The sequence below is a fragment of the Cedecea sp. P7760 genome, assembly GCF_013386425.1.
Classification (GTDB): domain Bacteria; phylum Pseudomonadota; class Gammaproteobacteria; order Enterobacterales; family Enterobacteriaceae; genus Cedecea; species Cedecea selenatireducens.
Genome location: NZ_JACARU010000024.1, coordinates 144,704 through 166,315 on the forward strand (window position 1 = coordinate 144,704; position 21,612 = coordinate 166,315).

The following is a 21,612-nucleotide window of genomic DNA, read 5'->3' on the forward strand; positions in this document are numbered from 1 at the left end:
NGCGATGAGCTCGCCGGGCGCCAGGGTTGCCAGGGAGATGGCGCTTTCTCCCTGGCACGTTCACCGTGCGCTGAACATGCAGGGGAAATTGATCTTCAGGTGAACGTAACAACGACAGAGCCCAAGAGTTCTCCCTCAATATTTTGAGCGCTAGTCCTCTGGGAGAGAGGCTTCAGCCTAAATGCAGCTCCCGCACCAAACTAAACGCCTGCTTCATATGCTCCTCGCTGACGATAAATGCCCTCAGCTGCTGCGCGGCGTCCGTCCCTTTGGCTATCAGCCCTTGCTGGCTGGCGGTAATCTGCCAGGTCAGGTCGTGACGCTGGGTTTCGCCGGCCAGGTGCAGCGGCATTTCCGGCGTTTTCACCTTGACCAGCATCGCCGGAAGGGAAAGCGAGTCTTTCGCGCCGAGCAGGTTTTTCGCCAACGTCATGGCGCAGAGCTGAATGGGCTGCAGGAATGCCAGCACTTTACCGTCGATTTCCGCGCAGTCTCCGAGGGCGTAAATATCCGGGTCAGAAGTTTGTAGCTGGCCGTTCACCTTGATGCCACGGTTAACGTCGAGCCCCGCGTGCTGCGCCAGGCCAACGTTCGGACGCAGGCCGATGGCGGAAACCACCGCATCAACATACAGTTTTCGGCCGTTATTGAGCGTGGCGCATAGCCCCGGCTCCGTCTGGTTTACCGCGTCGAGCAGCTGGTTAAACAGCAGCTCGACGCCCATCTGCGTCAGGCGAGACTGCAGGCGGCCGCTGACCTCCGGCGGGAGGAGGGAAGCCATCAGATGGCTGGCGTTATCCACCAGCACGACCTCTTTCCCTGCGCGGCAGAAGTCCATCGCCAGCTCGCTGCCGATCAGCCCACCGCCGAGGATCATCACCCGCCGGGCGCCACGCAGCCGCGTTTCACAGGCCAGGTATTCCTGCTGGCTGTTCAGCGTTAGCATTAGCTCTTTGCCTGCTATTGGGGGCAAAAGGGCGGCGGAGCCGGTCGCCAGCACCAGTTTGTCGTAGTGCCATTGCTGCTCGCCGCATTTCACCCGCTTGTTTTTCGGGTCGATGCTGCTGACCCAGCTGTTGGCGTGCAGCGTCAGGTTGAACTGCTCTGCAAACGCACCGGCCTGCTGGCGGGTCATCGCTTCGGCACGCTGATTTAAGCTCATCACGTGGCTCAGATCCGGCTTGTTGTACTCGTCGGCGCTGTCGGCGGCAATCAGCCGGATAGGCACCTCTGCGCTGTGTTTACGGATATTTTTCACCAGCTGGCGGGCGGCAAAGCCCGAGCCGATAATCACGATGCCGTTGTTCATTTGGCCTCCGTTGCCAGTTCGTCGAAGACATCTTTGCCCAACGAGCATTCAGGGCACAGGAAGCTGTCCGGCACTTCGCTCCACGGGGTGCCAGGTTCAACGGCCTGCATCGGTTCACCCAGGGCCGGGTCGTAAATCCACTGGCAAACGCTGCACTGCATGCAGGGACCGAGGTCGACGCTGTCGGATACTGGCGCAGCTTCTGAAACTACTGGTGCGGCGGTCATAGCGCTGTGGGTCACTGGCAGCGGGGAGAGCGCCCACTGGCGGGCTATTTCGCGGCCATGCTCGCGGCACAGCGCCAGCGCATTGCCGTCCGGGCGCCATTTCGCCTTCAGGCTGAGGGACATTTCAAAGCCTGCGTCCTGCAGGCGGGTAGAAAGGCGGTCTACCGCGCCGCCGCTCCAGCCGTGGGAGCCGAAGGCGCTGGCGCGTTTGTTGCGAAAGCGCAGCCCGGTTATCTCTTCCACCAGCCCGGCGATCTTCGGCATCATCACGTTGTTCATGGTGGAGGTGCCGACCAGCACGCCTTTGGAGCGGAACACGTTGGTCAGGATTTCGTTTTTATCGCTGCGGGCCACGTTGAAGATTTTCACCGCCACGCGCGGATCAACTTCGTGGATCCCCTGGGCGATAGCGTCGGCCATCATACGGGTGTTGTTCGACATGGTGTCGTAGAACAGCGTGATGCGATCTTCCTGGTAATCCGCAGCCCATTTCAGGTACAGCTCAACGATTTGGGTTGGATTCTCGCGCCACACCACGCCGTGGGAGGTCGCAATCATATCCACCGGCAGGTTGAAGCCGAGGATTTCGGTAATTTTCGGCGTCACCAGGCGGCTGAACGGCGTCAGGATGTTGGCGTAGTAGCGCTGGCACTGCTCGAACAGCTCGGTCTGGTCCACTTCGTCGTTAAACAGGTGCTCGTCGCAGTAGTGCTGGCCGAAGGCGTCGTTGCTGAACAGCACCGCGTCGCCGGTCATGTAGGTCATCATGCTGTCCGGCCAGTGCAGCATTGGCGTTTCGACGAAGATAAGCTGTTTGCCATTGCCTAGCTCCAGGCTGTCGCCGGTTTTCACCACGTTAAAGTTCCACTCCGGGTGATGGTGGTGGCCGTTAATAGAATCGATGCCGTTTGCCGTGCAGTAGATGGGCGTGTTCGGGATGCGTGACATCAGCTCGGTCAGCGCCCCGGCGTGGTCTTCTTCCGCATGGTTGATAATGATGTAGTCGAGCGTATTAAGGTCGATCTCACGCTCAAGGTTCTGCACAAACTCACGGCTGAACTTATGGTCGACGGTGTCGATCAGGACGGTTTTTTCTTCACGGATGAGATAGCTGTTATAGCTGCTGCCGCGCAGCGTTTTGTATTCTGTACCGTGAAAATCACGTACTTCCCAGTCACGTTGCCCAACCCATTGAATGTTGTTTTTAACCTGAATAGCCATTGAGAACCTCATTGATGTCATAGCGTTAAGTGCTTCAATGACTGTTCTATAGCGAGTATCGTGCCAACTTTTTAATGTATTGATTTTAATCGCTTTATTATTTTGCGTGTCGTTTCTTATTGTCATAATGACATTATTGGGTTTGGTCATTATGACTCTGTTGTTTGTCATTTTGACTACTCTGGCGTAAGCTGAACTCCCCGTTTTCCCCGGAGCCTCATCATGAGCCTGTCGATGTCTTCCCTCGCCGCCATTGCAATCGAACTGCAAAGCGGCATCAGCCATTCTGATCGCTTTTCTCGCGTCATCCGCACGCTGCGAAAGCTGCTCGGCGGCGATGCCACGGCGCTGCTGCGCTACGAGTCGCGCCATTTTTACCCGCTGGCGATAGACGGCCTGGCTGTCGACGTGCTGGGGCGGCGCTTTGCCGTTGACGCTCACCCACGCCTGGAGGCTATCGCCCGCGCAGGTGACGTGGTGCGTTTTCCGGCCGACAGCGAGCTGCCCGACCCGTACGACGGCCTTATTCCCGAACACGAAGACCTCAAGGTTCATGCCTGCCTGGGGCTGCCGCTGTTTGCAGACCAGAATCTTATCGGGGCGCTGACCGTGGACGGCATGGATCCTCACCAGTTCGACGGCTTCAGCGATGAGGAACTCAGGCTGATTGGCGTGCTGGCTTCCGGGGCGCTGAATAACGCCCTGCTGCTCGAACAGCTTGAGAAGCAAACGCCGGAAGGCACGGTGCAGCCCGCCATTGCGCGCGGCGTGGTGGGGGAGATGATTGGCCGCTCGCCGGGCATCATCCAGTTGAAAAAAGAGATCGGGATTGTTGCCGCCTCGGATCTTAACGTGCTGATCACCGGCGAAACGGGCGTCGGGAAAGAGCTGGTGGCGCGGGCGATTCATGCCGGTTCTGCAAGAACGGCGAACCCGCTGGTTTATCTTAACTGCGCCGCACTGCCGGAAAGCGTGGCGGAGAGCGAGCTGTTCGGCCATGTGAAAGGCGCTTTCACCGGCGCAATTCACCACCGTACCGGTAAGTTTGAAATGGCGGATAACGGCACGCTGTTCCTGGACGAGATAGGTGAGCTGCCGCTGGCACTGCAGGCCAAGCTGCTGCGCGTGCTGCAGTACGGCGATATCCAGCGCGTGGGCGATGACCGCAGCCAGCGGGTGGATGTCCGGGTGCTGGCCGCCACTAACCGCGATCTGCGCCAGCAGGTGGTTGCCGGGGCGTTTCGCGCAGACTTGTTCCACCGCCTGAGCGTCTTTCCTCTGCACGTTCCGCCGCTGCGTGAGCGAGGCAGCGATATTGCGCTGCTGGCCGGGTTTTTCTGCGAGCAAAGTCGCGTGAAAATGGGGCTCAAGCAGGTGGTGCTGAGCGAAGCGGCGCGCGTGCAGCTTGCACAGTACGGCTGGCCGGGGAACATCCGCGAGCTGGAGCATGCCATTTACCGCGCTATTGTGCTGGCTCGTGCAGGTCATCCGCAGGGAGAGCTTGTCCTGCTGCCCCAGCACTTCCAGCTTTCCGGCCGGGCGGATGGTGCATTCCACGAGCCGGAAACCTTAACTCAAACGCCTCCTTCTGCCAGCCTGCGCGAAGCTACCGATGAGTTTCAGCGCGTCAGAATTATTGCAGCGCTTGCGGGCAACGGTAATAACTGGGCGGCTAGCGCCCGGCAGCTGGGCGTCGACGTTGCCAACCTGCATCGGCTGGCGAAGCGGCTGGGGGTGAAGTAACCCTGTAAGCCTTTACGGCAGGGTGTCAGGTTGCTGTCGGCTTGATGTCGTGTCGCTGTCGTGTTGAAGTGGTGCGGGCCAGGCCATAGTCAGGGCGGGTTAAATCATTCGAGGATCTCAGCCATGAGTAACAACATTAAAGCGTTGCGTTTATCCCGCGCCTGTTCCTGCTGAAGGGCTGGCTGGAAAAACGCCAGCAGCAGCGCCTGCAGCAGATATTGCGCAAGTAGTTAGCCAATAGCGCGATTGCGTGCAATCCAGTCGATAAAGGCCTGTTTAGGCAGGGCTTTGCTGTAGAGCCAGCCCTGCCCCCAGGCCACGCCGTGCTCGCGCAGCCACGCGGCCTGTGAAGCGGTTTCAATCCCTTCGGCGAGGGTCGCCAGATTCAGGGTCTTCGCCATTTCAATGATGTAAGGCGTGACGTTTTTGTACTCCAGCGCGTCGACGAACGATTTGTCGATTTTGATAATATCGACGTCCAGATCTTGCAGGTAGCTCAGGCTCGAGTAGCCGGTGCCGAAATCATCCAGGTAGATAGGGTGACCCGCCTGGCGGTATTCCGCCACGATAGGGGCGCTAACTTTCGGGTTGGCAAAGCCGCGCTCGGTAATCTCCAGCGCGATTTGCTCCGCTTTGATTTGATACTTCAGCAGCAGAGGTTTGATGACCTGCAACACCTTGTCGTTAAGCACGTCGCTCGGTGAGAGGTTGATGGAGACATGGTGGTGAGGGTGAGCGTGCAGCCAGTCACCGAGATCGGCGAAGGTCTTTTTAATCACCAGTTCGGTTATCTGCGAGATAAGCCCGGCCTGCTCGGCAATGGGGATAAAGACGTCCGGGCTGATAAAGCTGCCGTCCGGCAGACGCCAACGGATTAACGCTTCCGCCCCCACGCCTTCTCCGGTGTTTAAATCAACAATAGGTTGATATTCAAGGGTGAACTCCCGGTCGCGAATGGCATCCTGAATGCGTGCCTGGGGGGACTCAAGGCGCCGCAGCAGGCGAGTGATGAACCAGCCGGCGCTCAGGCTAAACAGAATGCCAATCGGCAGCCAGATGATCATTTGTTTGTACCAGGCCGCCTGCAGCGGGGCGCTGGGTGCCCAGGCTATCATTGCCAGCCCTAACGCCGATGAGCGGCGAATGACATAGTCATTTTGCCCGTCAGAAAACTCCTCCACGCCTTTTCCAATCTGGCTTTCCCAGCTGTCATCAGGCAGCTTTGCGTTACTGGCGATAAGCCGGTTGTGCTCCATGCCAACCATCGCGACGTCAACCGGGTTGTGGCCGAAGGGGATCACGTCGATAAAGGCTATCGGGTCTATCACCACCACGTGCTGTAATTTGCCGATATACATCATCGGGCGTTCGAAGCCGAGGTCGGTCACGTCGGTGTACCAGGCGAAGAAGCCTTTGGTGCCTTTGGTATCGGGAGGGCCAAGCTTCGCGCCGTCGTGCGTGGCTTCAAGCGAAGAGCAAACGGTGCGGTTATTGGCGAGATAGACCACTTCCTGAATGTAGCGATAGTTGAAAGCGACCCGACGCATCGCATCCAGGTGGGCGCGGGAGCAGTACTGGCCGCTGAAGCTGTTGATCTGCGTGAGCGCGGCGGTGGCCTGGTTGATGACTCTTTCGCTGCGTAACAGCGCCCGGTCGGCGTAGTTTTCCAGCTCGCTATGGAAGGTTTTCTCGGCCTTGTTGTGCGCCAGATAGATGCTAAGCAAGACCGGCAGCAGCACCGCCACGATCAGTACGCCATTGACGAGACTGACCATTTTTTTGCTTGTCATAGGTGGGTTCCGGCGTAAGGGATTTAAACGTTTGAGGTAATTTACCTGCCAGCATAGTTCAGCCGGCGCAGTAATGTTATGTTTCAGCGCAAAGCTTAGGAGCGCGCGATGAAAAAGAAAGACTTTGTGACCCAGGACTTACTGAGCAAAATTTATCAGCACAGCACGCCTGGGCCGCGCAAACTGCCGCCTGAGCGCCAGCTTGCAGAAGAGTACGGGGTTTCGCGCTTCACGATTCGCCAGGCGCTGGAAAAACTGGTCAGTATCGGCGTGGTGTCCATCGTCCAGGGTTCCGGGATCTGGATTAACGAACAGGCCCGCAATAGCCCGCTGGTTTATAACTCTATCACCGAAAAGCCCTTCGATCGCATTACCTTTCGGTTGGTCAGCCTGCATAAAAAGCTTCCCGATCGCGACGATCAGCAGATCTTTGGCCTGGGCCCCGAGGAGTTTATCTGGCAGTTTTGCCGTCTGCGGCTGGTGGATAATCAGAAAGTACAGATTGAAACGTCGCGCATGCCGGCCAAAGATTTCCCCGACCTTAACCAGAAGGCGATTGAAAGCTCCCTGCAGCAGTATGTTTTAAGCAAGGGATACCGGATTTCGCATTTGCTGACCCGCTACCAGGCCATAGCGGTTAATAAAGAGCAGGCGCAGCTGCTGGAGTGCAAGAAGGGGCTGCCCGCAATGCAGATAAGCAACCGTGGGATCCTTGAAGGGGGACGGGTGTTTGAAATCAGCGATATTGTCGATATCGATTATTCCTGCACCTACGTCATCCCCTTTAACCACGATAATCTGGTTCGCCGTAAATCCTCTTAGGGCGTATGTATTGCGCCGTTGGGCAGGCGGCTTTGCGTCCATTCATGCGGGCGATATTCTACCGGGAAACGTTCCGCCTGTTCCCTGTCAAACCCCACGCCAATACCCGGTTTTTCCAGAGGGTACATGTAGCCTTGTTCCGCGATCGGTGCGCCAGGGAACACGGCGGCGGTATTCTCTTTGACGGGAATAAATTCCTGAATCGCCGCGTTATGCAGATGAATATTCAGGTGAGTATTCACCGCTACGGCGATGGGCGTCATGTCCGGCGGCCCGTGCCAGGCCAGGCGTACCCCAAAGGCCTGGCAGAGTACCGCCAGTTTGAGCGCCGGAGTAATCCCGCCGATTTGCGAGACGTGACAGCGGATAAAATCGATGCGTCGATTCACAATAAGATCGTGCCATTCCGCCGGGTTATTGAACAGCTCGCCCATCGCCAGCGGCACGGAAGAGTGGTTACGCACCTGTTCCAGCCACGCGCTTTGCTGCGGCGGCAGAATGTCCTCGATAAACCACGGCTGATACGGTTCCAGCGCCTTAGCCAACTGAATGGCCTGCTGCGGGAATAGCCGTTCGTGAACGTCGTGCAGGATATGGAACCGATGGCCGTATTTCTCACGCAGCGCGCGGAACATTTCCACCGTGTTGGCCATATATTCATCCTGGTCATAGTACGCGCCAGGCGTGGGGGTTTTAGTCTGGTGCATGCCCTGCGGCGTGCCGCCGTAGAACCCCAGCTGGCAGCGAATGTACCTGTACCCTTGCGCCAGAAGCTTGTCCACTTCCTGATAGAGCCCTTCGAGCGTTTCGCTGGCGGCGTGACTGTAAACCGCAATGGCGTCCTTCGATTTGCCGCCTAAAAGCTGGTAAAGAGGCATATGGGCCAATTGACCTTTGATGTCCCAAAGTGCCATATCCACGCCGGCGATGGCGTTGTTCATGATCGGGCCGTTTCGCCAGTAGGCGTTGACCGTCATCATCTGCCACAGGTCTTCGATGTGGTTAGCATCGCGGCCAATCAGCAGCGGCTTGAGGTATTCATCGACCAGGGTTTTTACCGCCAGCGGCCGCTGCTGGAATGTCGCGCAGCCGAGGCCGGTAACGCCTTTGTCGGTTGTGACCCGGACCGTCACCAGGTTGTGTCGGTCCGGCTTAGTAATAAAGCATTCAATATTTTCGATAATTGTGGGTAGCACGAGATAGCTCCACCATCAGGCTGATGTAAACGCGGTAAATTAAGTTCTGCTATTACTATCACCCTATTTTTCCCCGCCGGTAAACGCTTTTTTTGACTCTTTTTTATTGGTCAGCTATTTCACCTATAAATGCAATAAAACCGTACCAATTGTTTGTCTTTCTCGTTTTGTTTGCTTTGTGGTGGCTAATTGTGATGCGCGTCATGTTTCATTGGTTTGTTTTTTGTTTTTTGATTCTCTACCATCAGCGGCAGTAAAACATAACAATAAACCAACACCGGGGAGTTATTCATGGGGAGTCGTGACGTCATTGCTTCTATTATTCGTCTGGTCGGCGGGACGGATAATATTAATAAAGTCTGGCACTGCATGACGCGTCTGCGTTTCGATTTAATTGATGATAATAAAGTGAACCAGGCGGAGATCAAAAAGCTGCCCGGCGTGCTGGGGGCGCAGACGCAAAGCGATCAGTTCCAGATAATCATCGGCCCGCAGGTGAACAGTTGGTACGAACAATTGAACGCTCTGCTTGGCGGCGCGAAAGAGGCCCCGACTGCGCCCGCTGGCAAGAAAGAGCGTAAAAGCCTGGTGTCGATGTTTATGGACACGGTTTCCGGCGTTTTTGGCCCGATTGTGCCGGCGATTGCCGGGGCAGGGATGATAAAAGGCCTGCTGGCGGGGCTGGTTGCGCTTAAGATTATTTCGGCCAAAAGCGATACGGTGATAGTTATCGATCTCATCGCCAGCGGCGTGTTTTATTTTCTGCCGTTTTTCCTGGCGATTTCCGCCGCCAGAATGTTCAAAACTAACGAATATCTCGCGGCGGCGGTGGCGGCCTGTTTAATGTATCCGTCGCTGATTGAAGCGGCGAAGGCGCTGGCCGCACATCAGGCTGGGGCAGTTGATGCTTTCTATTTTCTTAACGTGATCCCGGTTTCAGTCTTCAACTATGCTTCCAGCGTCATTCCGGTGATTTTCTCGGTGCTGGCGCTGAGCTATATCCACCGCTGGGTCGATAGCATCATGCCCGAGGTGCTGAAAACGGTGTTTACCCCCACGCTGACGCTGTTCATCGCCGCGCTGGTTGCGCTGGTGGTGATTGGCCCGCTGGGCATTTATTTGGGGAAAGCGCTGGCCTGGTTTATCGAAGGGTTGTTTGGTGTTTCAGCGAGCTTTGCCGGGCTGGTGGTGGGGGCGATTCGCCCGATTGCGATTCTGACCGGGATGCACCACGCCATGACGCCGATTGCGCTGCAAAACTTCACCGACCGGGGCTATGACATGCTGATGCCGATGATGTTTATGGCCAACATGGCCATCGCCGGGGCCACCTTTGCCATCTGGCGCCAGAGCAAGTCGAAAGCGGACCGTTCAGTGGTCCTGTCGGCGGGGATTTCTGCGCTGCTGGGCATTACCGAACCGGCGCTGTTCGGCGTGTTAACTCGCTATAAGAAAGCGTTTATTGCCGCCACGATAGCCAGTTCGCTTGCCTCGGCGTTCATTGCCTTCTTCGGCGTGCGGCTGTACGGCTATATCCTGTCGAGTATCTTTAGCCTGCCGGCCTATATTGGCCCGTACTTTATCTTTGCTCTGCTGGGGGTGGCGCTTGCGCTGGGGCTGTCTTTCGTACTGACCACGGTGCTGGTGCGGGAAAAAGGCGCAGAGTCATTCTCGTCGAGAAAAAACGCTTAAAAAACGCTACTATCGGTTTTTCTTTTGCGGTGAATGGCTGGATATGGCTTCTCTGAAAGACGTAGCAACCCTGGCGGGCGTGTCGTTAATGACCGTCTCCAGGGTTATTAATCAGGCTGAACACGTTAGCCCGGTAACCCGGGAGCGGGTGCAGCGAGCCATTGACGAGCTTAATTATGTGCCGGACTATTCTGCCCGAAAGATACGCAGCAAAGGCGTTAAAGCTTCGACAATAGGCATCCTGGCGCTGGATACGGCAACCACCCCCTATTCTGTAGAAATGCTGCTGGCCATTGAGCAAACCGCACGTGAGCGGGGCTGGAACAGCTTCCTGATTAATATTCTTTCTGCCGATGACGCCGAGCGGGCAGTTAATCAGCTATTAGCCCAGCGGCCCGACGGCATTATTTTTACCACGATGGGCCTGCGGCACGTTGAGCTACCCGCAGTCTTAAAAAACCACCGCGTGGTGCTGGCTAACTGTTTGAGCGACGAGGCTGGTTTACCGAGCTATATCCCCGATGATTTTAACGGCCAATATCAGGCGACCCGCTATCTGATTGAACGAGGATACCGTCGCCCGCTGTGCCTGTGGCTGCCCGGTGAAGCCCTCGCCAGCCGCCCACGCCGGGACGGATTCGAGCAGGCCTGGCGTGAAGCCGGGTTAGAGCTTGAGGCGGTGACGCAGTATCACATGCAGTGGGGAGATGCCCACTATCCCGAACTGGCCGAGCGCGTTGCCGCGCATTGTAAAGAGGGGAAAGCGGATTTCGATGTGCTGATTTGTGGTAACGACCGTATCGCTTTTGTCGCCTACCAGACGCTGCTGGCGCGGGGAATTGCTATTCCTGAGCAGGTAGCGGTACTCGGATTTGATAATTTGGTCGGGGTCGGCGATTTATTCCTGCCACCGCTGACGACGGTCCAGTTGCCGCATGACGAAATCGGTCGCCAGGCGGCACTGCATTTGATTGACGGTGTGAACAGCGGCGGTGTGAAACGGCTGCCTTGCCCGCTGGTTAAGCGCGTCTCGTTATAGCGCGTTCAGCTGCCACAGGGTGCCGCCACGACATAAGGCTCTTCCGTGGCTGGCGAACAGCTCAAGCTGGCGTTCTCCCGACCGCGGGTAGAGACGGCTGCTGAGGCAGTATTCGCCCTGGTTAACAAAAACTTCGATAGAAGAACGATCGATAAAAATACGCAGATGAAGATCGCCGTTTTCCGATAACGGCACGCTGCGATCCCCGCAAAGCCGCTCATCCTGATAGCTGCGTGACAGCACCAGGCGCCGCGCCTGAGAGTCGACAAACAGTTCGCAGCCTTGCCCCAGACGGATGCCGTAGCGCTCAGCCGTGCTTTGCCCACACTCCCAGGCTATCTCCAGCTCAACCGCCTGCGCATCGGGCAGCAGCCTCTGGTTAAGTTTATCCAGCACGCAGGGCAGAACCAGCTGTTCATGGGTGCGCAGCGTGGCCAGTTCGTGCACCGGATTCTGATAGAGTTTTCCGTTTGGCATAATGCACACTTCCCGGGGGAGGCTGAGGCTGCCCGCCCAGCCTTCGCCTTTAGAGGGCATGGGGGATTCCCACATGTCCATCCAGCCCATCACGATGCGGCGGCCATCGGCGGCGACAAAGGACTGCGGCGCGTAAAAGTCGTGCCCGTGATCCATCTCTTCAAACGGCTGACAGAGCCTGAATGCTTCCCCCGGTTGCCATCTGCCGCGCAGATAGCCGCTCTGGAACAGATTCTGATACTTCAAGCCCTGTGCCGGGATGCCCTGAGGGGAAAACATCAGGATTTGACTGTTGCCGAGCGGGAAGAAATCCGGACATTCCCACATATAGCCCATACCCGCGTCGGCTTCCGCGAGGATACGATCCAACCGCCACTCCCGCAGTGAATTGCCGCGATAAAGCAGTACTTTGCCCCGATCGTGCTGGTCGCGTGCGCCGAGTACCATCCACCAGTTGCCGTCCTGTTGCCAGACCTTCGGATCGCGGAAATGCATGATGCCGGGCGGTGGGGTAAGAATGACGCCCTGTTTCTTAAAGTGAACACCGTCTTCGCTGGTCGCGAGGCATTGTACCTGGCGTATAGCGCTGTCATTTCCCGCACCTTCAAGCCAGATATGCCCGGTGTAAATCAGCGAGAGCACGCCGTTATCGTCAACCGCGCTGCCGGAGAAGCAGCCATCTCTGTCCCATTCGTTACCCGGAGCCAGAGCGATAGGCTGGTGCTCCCAGCGCACCATATCCCGGCTGGTGGCATGCCCCCAATGCATCGGCCCCCAGTTTTCATCAAACGGATGGTGCTGATAGAAGGCGTGGTACAGCCCGTTGTGATAAATCAGGCCGTTAGGATCGTTCATCCAGCCCGCGGGCGGCGCCAGATGATAAAGAGGATAAAAGGCGTTCCCGCGCGTTGCCTGCAGCGTTTCTAAGGCTGCTTGTGCCTTGATAAGTGGGGTAGTCATAGCGTTACCTGGTGGTCAGATTTAAAGAAGGGTGTGTGTTATCCGGGGCCGAGTCGCTGAGCAGCAAAGCGGAAACCAGCGTCAGTGCCAGCACCAGCCCGGCCAGAATCATGTAGGTGTCGGCAAAGCCGAGCTGGTCGTATCCGCGGCCGACCAGCGGAGAGAGTACGGTGGCGCAGATAGAGGTAATAAACTGGAAGCCGACAAGGTAGAGCGTGGCGGAGAGCCGCTGATCGAACTGCGTGGTGATGTACTTAAACATTGAAATCAAAAGGATAGGCAACTCGACGGCGTGCAGGAGCTTCATGAAGGAGATGGTCAGCGGGTCGCTTGCCATGCCTGAACCAAAGATACGCATAGCCATGATCAGGCCGCTGAGCAGCAGCCCGCGCCTGGCGCCGATGCGGTTTACCAGCATCGGGGCCAGGAACATCCCGCCCGCTTCGAGAAAGACCTGGAAGGAGTTGAGAAAGCCAAACATTTCGTTGCCGCGCTGCACGTCGTTAAACAGTGAGGCGAAGTAGACGGGGAATTGCTGATCGTAAACGTTGTAAACGCTGACGCCGCAAACAAAAAGTACCAGCGCCCAGAAGCGAGGGAGCTTGAGCAGACCGAAGGCATCGGCCAGCGTCAGCGCGCTGGCTTTACCGTATTCCAGCTCGCTGAGGGCGTTAGGCTGCATATCACGCATGCGCCACAGGAGGAGCAGGAACAGGCAGGCAGAGACGCTACCCATCCAGAAATTCAGCTGTGGATTGAGGTTAAACAGCAGCCCGGCAAAAAACGTGGCACCGGCCCAGCCTAAAGAGCCCCACATGCGTGATTTTCCGTATTCAAAGCCTACGATACGACTGACGCGTTCGGTATAGGACTCCAGCGCGCCGATACCGGCAAAGAAGGTGGCGCCGACGTAAAGCCCGACGCTGATTGCCCCTGCGACGATATGCACCTGAAGCAGCGGGGTGCAAACGAAGATAAACCAGGGCCCGCTGACTAGCAGCAGCCCGCCAATAACCCACAGCAGGGATTTGCGCAGCCCGAGTTTGTCCTGGATGAAGCCATACAGCGGCTGGGCGCAGAGCGCGGTGAAGGCTATTATCGAGAAGATCAGCCCGGTTTCCGCGCCTTTCAGGCCGATTTTCTGATTTAGCCAAAGTGAGATCAGCGAAAACGCCGATGACCAGGTCCAGAAAAAGGTAAACAGCAGCCCGCTCAGGATCAGATAGTGGTGTTTATTCCGTTTTGTCAGTGCCATGTGTGCAGTCTCTGAGTGCTTGAGTGGCAATATTGTTAACGTTAACTATTTGTCGCGAGAAGAGAGTAACCGCCATAAATGTGATGTTAATCGCAATAGTTAACGTTAACAATTTGATTTTGTGATCCAGCGTGGATAACGAGAAGGGGCGAGAGAGGCACGTTCAAAGCCCGGCCAGGACTCCGGGCTTTGAACAACATCAGCGGCGGTGGGCGAGGCGACGGACTAAGTGGTCGCCCAGGCTTTGTACAAGGTGCACCATCACAATCAGCACGATAACGGTCCCGACCATGACCTGGTTATTAAAGCGCTGGTAGCCGTAGCGAATGGCCAGGTCTCCCAGGCCGCCGCCGCCGATGACGCCGGCCATCGAAGAAAAGCCAATCAGCATCACTACCGTGAGCGTGATCCCCGCCAGGATGGCAGGTAAGGCTTCCGGCAGCAGCACTTTGCTCACCACGTGCCAGGCGTTGCCGCCCATCGACAAAATGGCTTCAATGCGGCCTTTGTCCACCTCATCAAGCGCGCTTTCCACGACGCGGGCGAAGAAAGGAAAGGCGCCGATGGTGATAGGCACAACCGCCGCGGTGCTGCCGAGCGTGGTGCCGACGATAATTCGGGTCAATGGGATCAGCGCTATCAGCAGGACGATAAACGGCAGCGAGCGTCCTATGTTGATGATGCTGCCGAGCACCTGATTTAGTCGTAGGGCGGGCAATACCCCGTCGCGGCGGGTGAGAAACAGCAGCACGCCGAGCGGCAGGCCAATCAGTACGGTAAACAGCGCCGCAAGCCCCACCATGTAAAGCGTATCCAGGGTGCCGTCCAGCAGCAGCGGCCACAAATCATCCCAACTCATGCTACTTCGCATAAGACTCTCCCTTCGACGCCGTGGCGGCGTAAGAACTCGCGTTCAGCTTCTTCGTCATGCAGCAGCGAGGTGCGTAATTTTGAGAACGGGTCGACTAATCTTTCGGACAGTGGGCCGCTCTCTATTAATCTGCCGTGCTCCAGCAGCGCCGCATGATCGCAAATAGCTTTGACGACCTCGAGCTGGTGGGTGATGAGCACAATGGTCAGCCCAAGCTGGCGGTTGATGTTCGCCAGCAGGGCCAGGATTGATGCAGTAGTTTCAGGATCCAGCGCGCTGGTTGCTTCATCGCATAACAGGATCTCCGGATGAGCGGCCAGCGCACGGGCGATGCCGACGCGCTGTTTTTGCCCGCCGGAAAGTTGGGACGGAAAGGCTTTGGCTTTGTCGCTCAGATCAACCAGACTGAGCAGCTCCGCGACGCGTTTTTGGCGAGCTTCGCGTGGCATACCGGATATTTCCAGCGGCACGGCAACGTTGTCTGCCACGTTTCTGGCATGAATCAGATTGAAGTGCTGGAACACCATGCCGGTGCGCTGGCGGTGCTGACGAAGCTCGCGCTGATTAAAGGTCGTGATGTCGCGATCGTTCATGATAATGCGGCCCGAGGTGGGCCGCTCCAGCAGGTTGAGACAGCGAATAAGCGTACTTTTCCCGGCGCCGCTGCGGCCCAGAATGCCGTAAATCGCGCCATCCGGGACCACAAGGTTAATATCATCCAGTGCCGGTCGGCCTTCTCCGGCGTACACTTTGCTCAGCCGCTCAAGGGAGATCATGACTTATTCTCTACCGGGATCACCGAGCCGTTGTACTGCTTGCGGATGAACTCGGCCACCTGCGGGGATTCAAGATCCTTCGTCAGCTGTTTGATGCGCGGATCGTTTTCCAGGTTCGGGTTGGTGACCAGGATATTGGCATACGGGTTATGGGTGGCGCTTTCCAGGCCGAGCGCATCTTTCGCCGGGCTAAGCCCGGCTTCCAGCGCATAGTTACCGTTGATCACCCCGAGGCCCACGTCGTCCAGAGAGCGTGGGATCTGCGGCGATTCAACTTCCAGGATCTTCAGCTTTTTCGGGTTTTCGGCGATGTCTTTCGGCGTTGCCTGGTTGACGGAGGCGTCTTTAAACTCCGGTTTGAGGGTGATCAGCCCTTTGTCCTGCAGCAGATACAGCGCGCGGCTAAGGTTGGTGACGTTGTTCGGCACTGCAATCGTCGCCCCTTCCGGCACGGACTTCAGGTCTTTGTATTTGTGCGAGTAGATGCCCAGCGGCTCGATATGTACCGTCGCGGCCACGACAAATTTTTTGCCAAGCGCTTTTTCCTGATCTCGTAAATAAGGCACGTGCTGGAAGTAGTTGGCGTCAACGTCGCCGTTGGCCAGCAGTTCGTTAGCGTTAACGCCGTTGCTCAGCTCGACGACCTTTAACTTGAGGTTAGGGTCGAGCTTCTGCACAAAGGCGAGGATTTCCGCATGTGGTACCGGGTCAGCCGCTACGCGCAGCGCGTCTGCGGCCTGCGCCGCGAAAGCCAGAGACAGTGACAGAGCGACACCAGCCAGTTTAAAAGCGGTCTTTTTCATCATCAATTCCTTTATTTTTAATAAGTTATTAAGCGATTAGTTCACTGCTGTTACGAAGGACATCCGCGTAGTAGCGTTCCGCCACGTCGGGGTGGGAGCGCAGGCGGCCTTTCAGGTAGTTCCAGCCCACATCTCTCAGCAGTGGGTTTTGTGGATCGCTTTCCGGGCCTTGCGCTTCACGGGCTAACGTTTCCGGAAGCTGATAAACCGGCACCACGGCGTTGAGCTGTGCGCCCAGGAAAAAGGCGATGGACAGGCGCTCTTCGTCCTGCGGCGGAGACACTACGCGGTGCACGGTCGCGCGCAGGTAGCCGTTGGTAGCCAGCTCCAGCAGTTCGCCAATATTGACCACAAAGCTGCCGGGCAGCGGCTGAGCATCGACCCAGTTATCCGGCGAAACTTCCACCTGCAGGCCCTTTTTATCGTCCTGAAGCAGGAAGCTCAGGAAGCCTGAGTCTTTGTGAGCGCCTACGCCCTGGCTGCTTTGCGTGGCCGACTGTCCAGGATAGCGAATCAACTTGATGTGTTCGTTTGGCAGGCTGCCATAGAGTGAGTCGAAGGCATCGGCCGGCAGGCTAAGCGCTTCGGCGAAGGTACGCAGCAGCTTTAGGGCTACGGTGGTCATTTCGCTCTGCCACTGTAAAAGCGTGGGTTTGAGTTCGGGCAACGCCGTAGGCCAGAGGTTTGGCCCCTGAAGTCGACGCCATGCGGGTGCATATTCGTCCGGCGGTAGCGCCTGGCGCTCGGCGCCGAGATCGAACTGTTCGCGCCAGTCGGGCTGGCCGCGGGTAAGTTCGCTGGCCGCGCGGTTATAGCCACGGAAATGCGGCGAGCGAATCATCGCCACCTGCTGTTTTTCATCGTCGGGGAGGGCAAAGAAGCTGCGGGCTTCGTCCTGGACCGCCTGTTGCAGTTCAGGGCTGATGCCGTGGTTTATCAGGTAGAAGAAGCCAATTTCTCGTGCGGCATAGCGCAGCTGGCTGAGGAAGGCCGAACGGTCAGTCTCGCTGCCGTTAAGCTGGGAAAGGTCAAGAATCGGCAGTGCCAGGCCTGGATTGGTGCTCATAGTTTACTCCGGTCATCATAGTCTTAGAAAAGGCGGTCGGGTTGAGTTCGGCACAACAGCGGCACAGCATCATGGCAATGTCCTTCTGAATACGGTCGGGTAGCGTTGGTTCTCACCTTGCCGGAATCAAAAAGTCTCGCCCAATATTGTTATCTTCTAAGCTATGACCCGGCGGGGTTCTAAGCATTTGCGGAAACGAGAAAAGTCTAATCATTGCAAAATGTTTCAATGATCGGGGGTAACTTATGGATTTAACTGAGAGTTAATTACATTTGGAAATAGTTAACGAATGATTAAATTATGGCGACAGTTAAGTTTATGGGTTTTATGCCGAAGAGGTTGCTAAGCGTTTCGCTTTCTACCCCCAGGTGTCTCATCATGCTAAAAACTACACAATCTCGATTTATTACCTCTTTATCTTTGTTTTTCATGCTGTTAATTGTGGTAACTTCGCTGGTGATTCACTTTTTCGTGACGCCGCAGCTCAAACAAAATGAAACCCAGCTGATTCGCTTTGAAGTGGACAACGTTGCGGTGAATATCACCGAGCAGATGAACCGGGTACAGGCGCAAATGCGCAGCATTACCCAGTCGGTCGCGGCGATGCAAAGCGATGATATTAATAAACTATTACCGACGCTGGTGGATCAGTACCAGGACGTGAACGTGTTTGGCGGCGGCATCTGGCCCCTCCCGGAAAAACGCGAGGTGGGGCGCAATAAATTCAGTACTTTCTTTGCCCGCAACGGCAGCAACAAGCTGGAAGAAAACACTTACTGGAACTCAGACGCGGCGCCTGATTACTACGAACAGGTGTGGTACAAAGCCGGACTCGCTTCTCCTGCGGGGCAGTGTGCCTGGGCGAACGCTTACCAGGATGATGCCAGCCCGCAGCCTCGTACTAACTGTGCGATGGCGATTACTAAAGACGGCCAGCCCTGGGGCGTGGCGACCATCGATGTGACCCTGGGCTTCTTTAATCAGCTCGCTAAGCAGATGAGCGAGGCGGTGAAAGGGCAGGTGCTGATTATTGAAGCCGACGGCAAGGTGGTGGGCAATGCGGATCAGATTGGCAAAACGGCGGGCTTAAAAAATCTTTCCGATCTGAGCGGCACGCTGCCAATGGCGAAAGCGGTCCAGCAAATGCTGCCTGGTTTTAACGCCCGCCAGGGGAGTGAAAATGAGTACGACAACGATGGCACTTCACATACCGTTATTTTACAGACGGTAAAAGGCAGCCCGTGGATCCTGGCGGTGGATTTACCCACCGCACTGCTGACCAAACAAACGGACGCTATTTTACTGCGCCTCGGTATGGTGCAGATCCCTATGGCTATCGTGCTGCTTGGCATACTGGTGCTGTTTATCCGCAACATGATGCGTCGCCTGAGTGACCTGAACCACAACATCAGCCGTCTTTCTGCCGGCGGCGCTGACCTGACGCAGCGTCTGGACCCGACCAGCAGCCCAGAATTTAACGCCATTATCGACAGCTTCAACGGCGTGATTAACTATCTGCAAACCATGCTGCGGCAGGTTGGAGACAGCGCGCGAGCCATCTCTTCGGCTTCCCATCAGATTGCGACAGGGAATCAGGATCTCTCTGCCCGAACGGAAGATCAGGCCAGCTCCATTGAACAGACTGCGGCGTCGATGGAAGAGCTGACCAGCACCGTTCGTCAGAACGCCGATAACGCCGCCCATGCAAATGAACTGGCGCGTGAAGCCTCAAGCGTGGCGGTGAAGGGCGGGGAAGTGGTCAAGCAGGTTGTCAGCACGATGAATGCCATTCAGACCTCTTCTGGCAAAGTGGTCGATATTATCAGCGTCATTGATAGCATCGCTTTCCAGACCAATATCCTGGCGCTTAACGCCGCCGTTGAGGCCGCTCGTGCCGGTGAGCAGGGACGTGGTTTTGCGGTGGTGGCCTCTGAAGTTCGCAGCCTGGCTCAGCGCTCCGCGCAGTCGGCGCGGGAAATTAAAGCGCTGATCGAAACGTCAGTCAGCAACGTAAACCTCGGCACGGAGCTGGTTCATCAGGCGGGCAGCACCATGGAGGAACTGACCCAGGGCGTACGCAACGTGACGACGCTGATGGCTGAAATTATGTCTTCCAGCCGCGAGCAGAGCACCGGCATTGAGCAGGTGAATCTGGCGATTAATCAGCTTGATAGCACCACGCAGCAGAACGCCGCGCTGGTTCAGGAAGTCTCTTCCGCGTCGCACTCTATGGCGGAGCAATCCACCCAGCTTGAGCGCGTGGTTGCCGGTTTTAAACTCTAATCTTGTCGGGCACCCACGCGGTGCCCGCTTCTTTTTGACTCCCTCTGCGTTTTAAACCCCGCTTGCAATTTACCCGATCATCTTTTATTTTATTGTTACGTTATAACATATCGGAATGATTTTTATGCAGCGCGATATCCATCAGTTTTACCGGACCGTGGTGTTCCACGACACCAGCGTGAATGAGTATTTTAAAGTGGGCTCGACGATTAAAACCGACCGCGAGATTGAGCTGGACGGGGTGACTTACCCTTACGTGACGATCGAAGTCTCTTCCGCTTCGCATCCTCACTACACCGGCAAACAGAAAGTCTTCGTCAATGAAGGCGGCCCGGCGCGCTTCCAGCAGCGCTTTGGTAAATTCTTTGGCGGCAAGGAGTCTTAAGAAATGCAGGTATTGAATTCACTTCGCAGTGCAAAACAGCGCCACCCTGATTGCCAGATTGTTAAGCGCAAGGGGCGGCTGTATGTGATTTGCAAATCTAACCCGCGTTTTAAAGCGGTGCAGGGACGTAAGAAACGCCGTTAGTGCTTAGCGCCCGGCAGCAGGTTGCTGGCGGGTCAGCGAGAAGACGTCGTAAAACGACAGCTCCCCTTTGCGGCTGAGCATTTTGTGCAGCAAAGATTTTTGCTCTTCATCCACGCTCGGGGAGCTGAGGATGTCATCGATGAGCGCGGTTGGCACGTGGCGGGTGTTATACCACTCGCCGTTGTAGCAAACGCGCAGGTCGAGTACGTCAATATCGCTGTAGCGATAGCGAGGATTGACGTCGAAGAAGAAAAACGCGTTCATCAGCGCGAACAGAACAACCAGCAGCCATACTGAGCCCGCCAGGGTTTCTGATTCCAGCATTACCCACATAGTGGCAAACCAGCCGATATACATCCCGATAAATAACCCGGGATGTTTACGGATAAAACTGATGCTGAAGCGCGGGCGGTTATCGCGCTTTTCAGTTTCATTCAGGTGTTCGATGGTATCGGTGAGCAGGCGCTGAATTTCTGACATGGTGTGCCTTCTAAGTTCTCTGTTTCGGTTGTACGCATGACCAGACTATTTTAAGAACTGCGGGTCCGGCAAAAAAGTAACAGATAAGCCAAAAATAACCATAACAGTTAACGGGGCTGGCCGCGTTACAGCATCTTAATGATACGAGCAGGATTACCCGCAACCACGCAGTTAGCCGGAATATCTTTAGTGACAACCGAGCCTGAACCTACCACGACATTATCGCCAATGGTGACGCCCGGGTTAATTACCGCGCGTCCGCCAATCCAGACGTTATTACCGATTGTGACCGGCTTGCCCAGCTCTACGCCGCTATTTCGCGTTTCGGCATCAAGGGGATGGGTCGCGGTATAAATATGCACTCCCGGCGCCAGCATGCAGTTGTCGCCGATGCGAATCGGGCAAACGTCCAGCATCACGCACTCAAAATTGGCGTAAAAGTTTTTACCGAGGTAAATGTTGTAGCCGTAATCGCAGCGGAAGGTGGGCTCAATGTAAGCCCCTTCGCTTTGGCCCAGCAGCTCGGCGAGGATTTCATCGCGGTAGACCTGTTCATCAGGAGAACTGTGGTTGTAGCGATGCAGCAGCTGACGCGCTTTGTGGCTTTCACGCTGCAGGGTGTCATCGCCGGGCCGGTAAAGCTCACCGGCAATCATTTTACGCTTCTCTTCGCTCATCAAATGCTCCCTCTTTTGTGGCCTGCAAGACTACCTAAGTTTAGAGAGAAAAGAGCGGGGATCGTTCCCTGAGCGTGACGAAGCTCACGTTGCCGGGCCACGGTGCTTTAAGGCAACTATTGATGAGGGCTTGCGGTATTTAGCCGGCCGGTTAACTGACGCTAATCCTGACCTGTGAGACAACGACTGAGACAAACCAGACAATAACGGGAGATAAAATATGATTTTTAATATTATTTAATGAAATTTGTTATTAACGAATGAATTTCCACACAGACGGTGGGATTTTGTCATACAGTTTATTCATCGTCAGTTCAGCAAGACGATGGTCGGCCGCTGAATAAAATACCGCCAACTCATTATCTGATAATTCATATTTGTTTTTTTCTATTACGC

At 56.0% G+C, this 21,612-nt stretch carries 20 protein-coding genes; 7 read left to right on the plus strand and 13 right to left on the minus strand.

The genetic code is table 11. The features are described 5' to 3' along the window. Positions 1-172: 172 nt before the first annotated feature. Positions 173-1,309, minus strand: coding sequence for an NADH:flavorubredoxin reductase NorW (gene norW / locus HX778_RS10785; RefSeq protein WP_176981971.1), 1,137 nt, complete (start codon positions 1,307-1,309; stop codon positions 173-175). Beyond that, the gene (gene norV / locus HX778_RS10790) at positions 1,306-2,757 is read right to left on the minus strand and encodes an anaerobic nitric oxide reductase flavorubredoxin (protein WP_176981972.1); all 1,452 of its coding nucleotides are present in this window, start codon (positions 2,755-2,757) and stop codon (positions 1,306-1,308) included. Before norV ends, norW begins: the two co-directional genes overlap by 4 nt. A gap of 222 nt (positions 2,758-2,979) precedes the next feature. On the opposite strand from norV, the gene norR reads away from it, so the two are divergent. Next, complete coding sequence (gene norR / locus HX778_RS10795; RefSeq protein WP_176981973.1) at positions 2,980-4,500, plus strand: nitric oxide reductase transcriptional regulator NorR; 1,521 nt, start codon at positions 2,980-2,982, stop codon at positions 4,498-4,500. 230 nt (positions 4,501-4,730) lie between these two features. Here the strand turns inward: norR and HX778_RS10800 are convergent, their stop codons facing one another. Further along, entirely contained in the window at positions 4,731-6,290 is a 1,560-nt protein-coding gene (locus HX778_RS10800) for an EAL domain-containing protein (protein ID WP_038480149.1), read from the minus strand. 108 nt (positions 6,291-6,398) lie between these two features. On the opposite strand from HX778_RS10800, the gene HX778_RS10805 reads away from it, so the two are divergent. Beyond that, positions 6,399-7,112: a GntR family transcriptional regulator gene (locus HX778_RS10805; RefSeq protein ID WP_038480152.1), complete on the plus strand. Its 714-nt coding sequence runs from the start codon at positions 6,399-6,401 to the stop codon at positions 7,110-7,112. On the opposite strand, the gene HX778_RS10810 is transcribed toward HX778_RS10805, so the two are convergent. Continuing rightward, positions 7,109-8,308 (minus strand): enolase C-terminal domain-like protein, encoded by a 1,200-nt coding sequence (locus tag HX778_RS10810; RefSeq protein WP_176981974.1) that lies wholly within the window; start codon positions 8,306-8,308, stop codon positions 7,109-7,111. The two genes, HX778_RS10805 and HX778_RS10810, sit on opposite strands and share 4 nt — an antisense overlap. Before the next feature lie 291 nt (positions 8,309-8,599). On the opposite strand from HX778_RS10810, the gene HX778_RS10815 reads away from it, so the two are divergent. Together HX778_RS10815 and HX778_RS10820 are read left to right on the plus strand one after the other, a co-directional pair. Next, positions 8,600-10,000, plus strand: a complete 1,401-nt coding sequence (locus tag HX778_RS10815; protein ID WP_176981975.1) for a PTS transporter subunit EIIC — start codon at positions 8,600-8,602, stop codon at positions 9,998-10,000. A gap of 43 nt (positions 10,001-10,043) precedes the next feature. Further along, complete coding sequence (locus HX778_RS10820) at positions 10,044-11,039, plus strand: LacI family DNA-binding transcriptional regulator (RefSeq protein WP_038480159.1); 996 nt, start codon at positions 10,044-10,046, stop codon at positions 11,037-11,039. On the opposite strand, the gene HX778_RS10825 is transcribed toward HX778_RS10820, so the two are convergent. The 6 genes from HX778_RS10825 to HX778_RS10850 all read right to left on the minus strand — a co-directional run bounded on the left by HX778_RS10825 (position 11,034) and on the right by HX778_RS10850 (position 17,247). Continuing rightward, the gene (locus tag HX778_RS10825; protein ID WP_176981976.1) at positions 11,034-12,476 is read right to left on the minus strand and encodes a glycoside hydrolase family 32 protein; all 1,443 of its coding nucleotides are present in this window, start codon (positions 12,474-12,476) and stop codon (positions 11,034-11,036) included. The two genes, HX778_RS10820 and HX778_RS10825, sit on opposite strands and share 6 nt — an antisense overlap. A 4-nt stretch (positions 12,477-12,480) precedes the next feature. Next, positions 12,481-13,731, minus strand: coding sequence for an oligosaccharide MFS transporter (locus tag HX778_RS10830; RefSeq protein WP_038480165.1), 1,251 nt, complete (start codon positions 13,729-13,731; stop codon positions 12,481-12,483). A gap of 199 nt (positions 13,732-13,930) precedes the next feature. Beyond that, positions 13,931-14,590 (minus strand): methionine ABC transporter permease, encoded by a 660-nt coding sequence (locus HX778_RS10835; protein WP_162473307.1) that lies wholly within the window; start codon positions 14,588-14,590, stop codon positions 13,931-13,933. Next, on the minus strand, positions 14,587-15,378 hold the full coding sequence (locus HX778_RS10840) for a methionine ABC transporter ATP-binding protein (protein ID WP_081948198.1): 792 nt from the start codon (positions 15,376-15,378) through the stop codon (positions 14,587-14,589). The genes HX778_RS10835 and HX778_RS10840 overlap by 4 nt, the downstream gene beginning before the upstream one ends. Continuing rightward, positions 15,375-16,181: a MetQ/NlpA family ABC transporter substrate-binding protein gene (locus HX778_RS10845; protein WP_038480171.1), complete on the minus strand. Its 807-nt coding sequence runs from the start codon at positions 16,179-16,181 to the stop codon at positions 15,375-15,377. The genes HX778_RS10840 and HX778_RS10845 overlap by 4 nt, the downstream gene beginning before the upstream one ends. A 28-nt stretch (positions 16,182-16,209) precedes the next feature. Further along, positions 16,210-17,247, minus strand: a complete 1,038-nt coding sequence (locus HX778_RS10850; RefSeq protein WP_038480174.1) for an isopenicillin N synthase family oxygenase — start codon at positions 17,245-17,247, stop codon at positions 16,210-16,212. A gap of 378 nt (positions 17,248-17,625) precedes the next feature. Between HX778_RS10850 and HX778_RS10855 the strand changes: the two genes are divergently transcribed. The 3 genes from HX778_RS10855 (at position 17,626) to ykgO (ending at position 20,059) form a co-directional block, all read left to right on the plus strand. Continuing rightward, positions 17,626-19,530, plus strand: coding sequence for a methyl-accepting chemotaxis protein (locus HX778_RS10855; protein WP_176981977.1), 1,905 nt, complete (start codon positions 17,626-17,628; stop codon positions 19,528-19,530). Positions 19,531-19,654: 124 nt separating this feature from the next. Further along, complete coding sequence (locus HX778_RS10860; protein ID WP_176981978.1) at positions 19,655-19,915, plus strand: type B 50S ribosomal protein L31; 261 nt, start codon at positions 19,655-19,657, stop codon at positions 19,913-19,915. Between the two features lie 3 nt (positions 19,916-19,918). Next, positions 19,919-20,059 (plus strand): type B 50S ribosomal protein L36, encoded by a 141-nt coding sequence (gene ykgO, locus HX778_RS10865; protein ID WP_003859006.1) that lies wholly within the window; start codon positions 19,919-19,921, stop codon positions 20,057-20,059. A gap of 3 nt (positions 20,060-20,062) precedes the next feature. Here the strand turns inward: ykgO and HX778_RS10870 are convergent, their stop codons facing one another. From HX778_RS10870 to hha, 3 genes are all read right to left on the minus strand, one after another. Continuing rightward, a complete protein-coding gene (locus HX778_RS10870; protein WP_038480183.1) occupies positions 20,063-20,539 on the minus strand; it encodes a YlaC family protein in 477 nt (158 codons plus the stop codon). A gap of 125 nt (positions 20,540-20,664) precedes the next feature. Beyond that, positions 20,665-21,216 carry a maltose O-acetyltransferase gene (maa, locus tag HX778_RS10875; protein ID WP_176981979.1) on the minus strand — a complete coding sequence of 184 codons (552 nt, stop codon included), beginning with the start codon at positions 21,214-21,216 and terminating at the stop codon, positions 20,665-20,667. A gap of 253 nt (positions 21,217-21,469) precedes the next feature. Then, positions 21,470-21,612, minus strand: a 143-nt coding sequence (hha, locus tag HX778_RS10880) for a hemolysin expression modulator Hha (RefSeq protein ID WP_176981980.1), incomplete at its 5' end; no start/stop codon positions are given.

Bases quoted from the DNA above. Each gene is read 5' to 3' on its own strand.
- HX778_RS10805 (WP_038480152.1), top strand. From the start codon at position 6,399: ATGAAAAAGAAAGACTTTGTGACCCAGGACTTACTGAGCAAAATTTAT.
- norV (WP_176981972.1), bottom strand. From the start codon at position 2,757: ATGGCTATTCAGGTTAAAAACAACATTCAATGGGTTGGGCAACGTGAC.
- HX778_RS10800 (WP_038480149.1), bottom strand. From the start codon at position 6,290: ATGACAAGCAAAAAAATGGTCAGTCTCGTCAATGGCGTACTGATCGTG.
- HX778_RS10830 (WP_038480165.1), bottom strand. From the start codon at position 13,731: ATGGCACTGACAAAACGGAATAAACACCACTATCTGATCCTGAGCGGG.
- HX778_RS10845 (WP_038480171.1), bottom strand. From the start codon at position 16,181: ATGAAAAAGACCGCTTTTAAACTGGCTGGTGTCGCTCTGTCACTGTCT.
- HX778_RS10835 (WP_162473307.1), bottom strand. From the start codon at position 14,590: ATGAGTTGGGATGATTTGTGGCCGCTGCTGCTGGACGGCACCCTGGAT.
- HX778_RS10860 (WP_176981978.1), top strand. From the start codon at position 19,655: ATGCAGCGCGATATCCATCAGTTTTACCGGACCGTGGTGTTCCACGAC.
- HX778_RS10820 (WP_038480159.1), top strand. From the start codon at position 10,044: ATGGCTTCTCTGAAAGACGTAGCAACCCTGGCGGGCGTGTCGTTAATG.
- HX778_RS10840 (WP_081948198.1), bottom strand. From the start codon at position 15,378: ATGATCTCCCTTGAGCGGCTGAGCAAAGTGTACGCCGGAGAAGGCCGA.
- norR (WP_176981973.1), top strand. From the start codon at position 2,980: ATGAGCCTGTCGATGTCTTCCCTCGCCGCCATTGCAATCGAACTGCAA.
- HX778_RS10825 (WP_176981976.1), bottom strand. From the start codon at position 12,476: ATGACTACCCCACTTATCAAGGCACAAGCAGCCTTAGAAACGCTGCAG.
- HX778_RS10815 (WP_176981975.1), top strand. From the start codon at position 8,600: ATGGGGAGTCGTGACGTCATTGCTTCTATTATTCGTCTGGTCGGCGGG.
- ykgO (WP_003859006.1), top strand. From the start codon at position 19,919: ATGCAGGTATTGAATTCACTTCGCAGTGCAAAACAGCGCCACCCTGAT.
- HX778_RS10855 (WP_176981977.1), top strand. From the start codon at position 17,626: ATGCTAAAAACTACACAATCTCGATTTATTACCTCTTTATCTTTGTTT.
- HX778_RS10870 (WP_038480183.1), bottom strand. From the start codon at position 20,539: ATGTCAGAAATTCAGCGCCTGCTCACCGATACCATCGAACACCTGAAT.
- norW (WP_176981971.1), bottom strand. From the start codon at position 1,309: ATGAACAACGGCATCGTGATTATCGGCTCGGGCTTTGCCGCCCGCCAG.
- maa (WP_176981979.1), bottom strand. From the start codon at position 21,216: ATGAGCGAAGAGAAGCGTAAAATGATTGCCGGTGAGCTTTACCGGCCC.
- HX778_RS10850 (WP_038480174.1), bottom strand. From the start codon at position 17,247: ATGAGCACCAATCCAGGCCTGGCACTGCCGATTCTTGACCTTTCCCAG.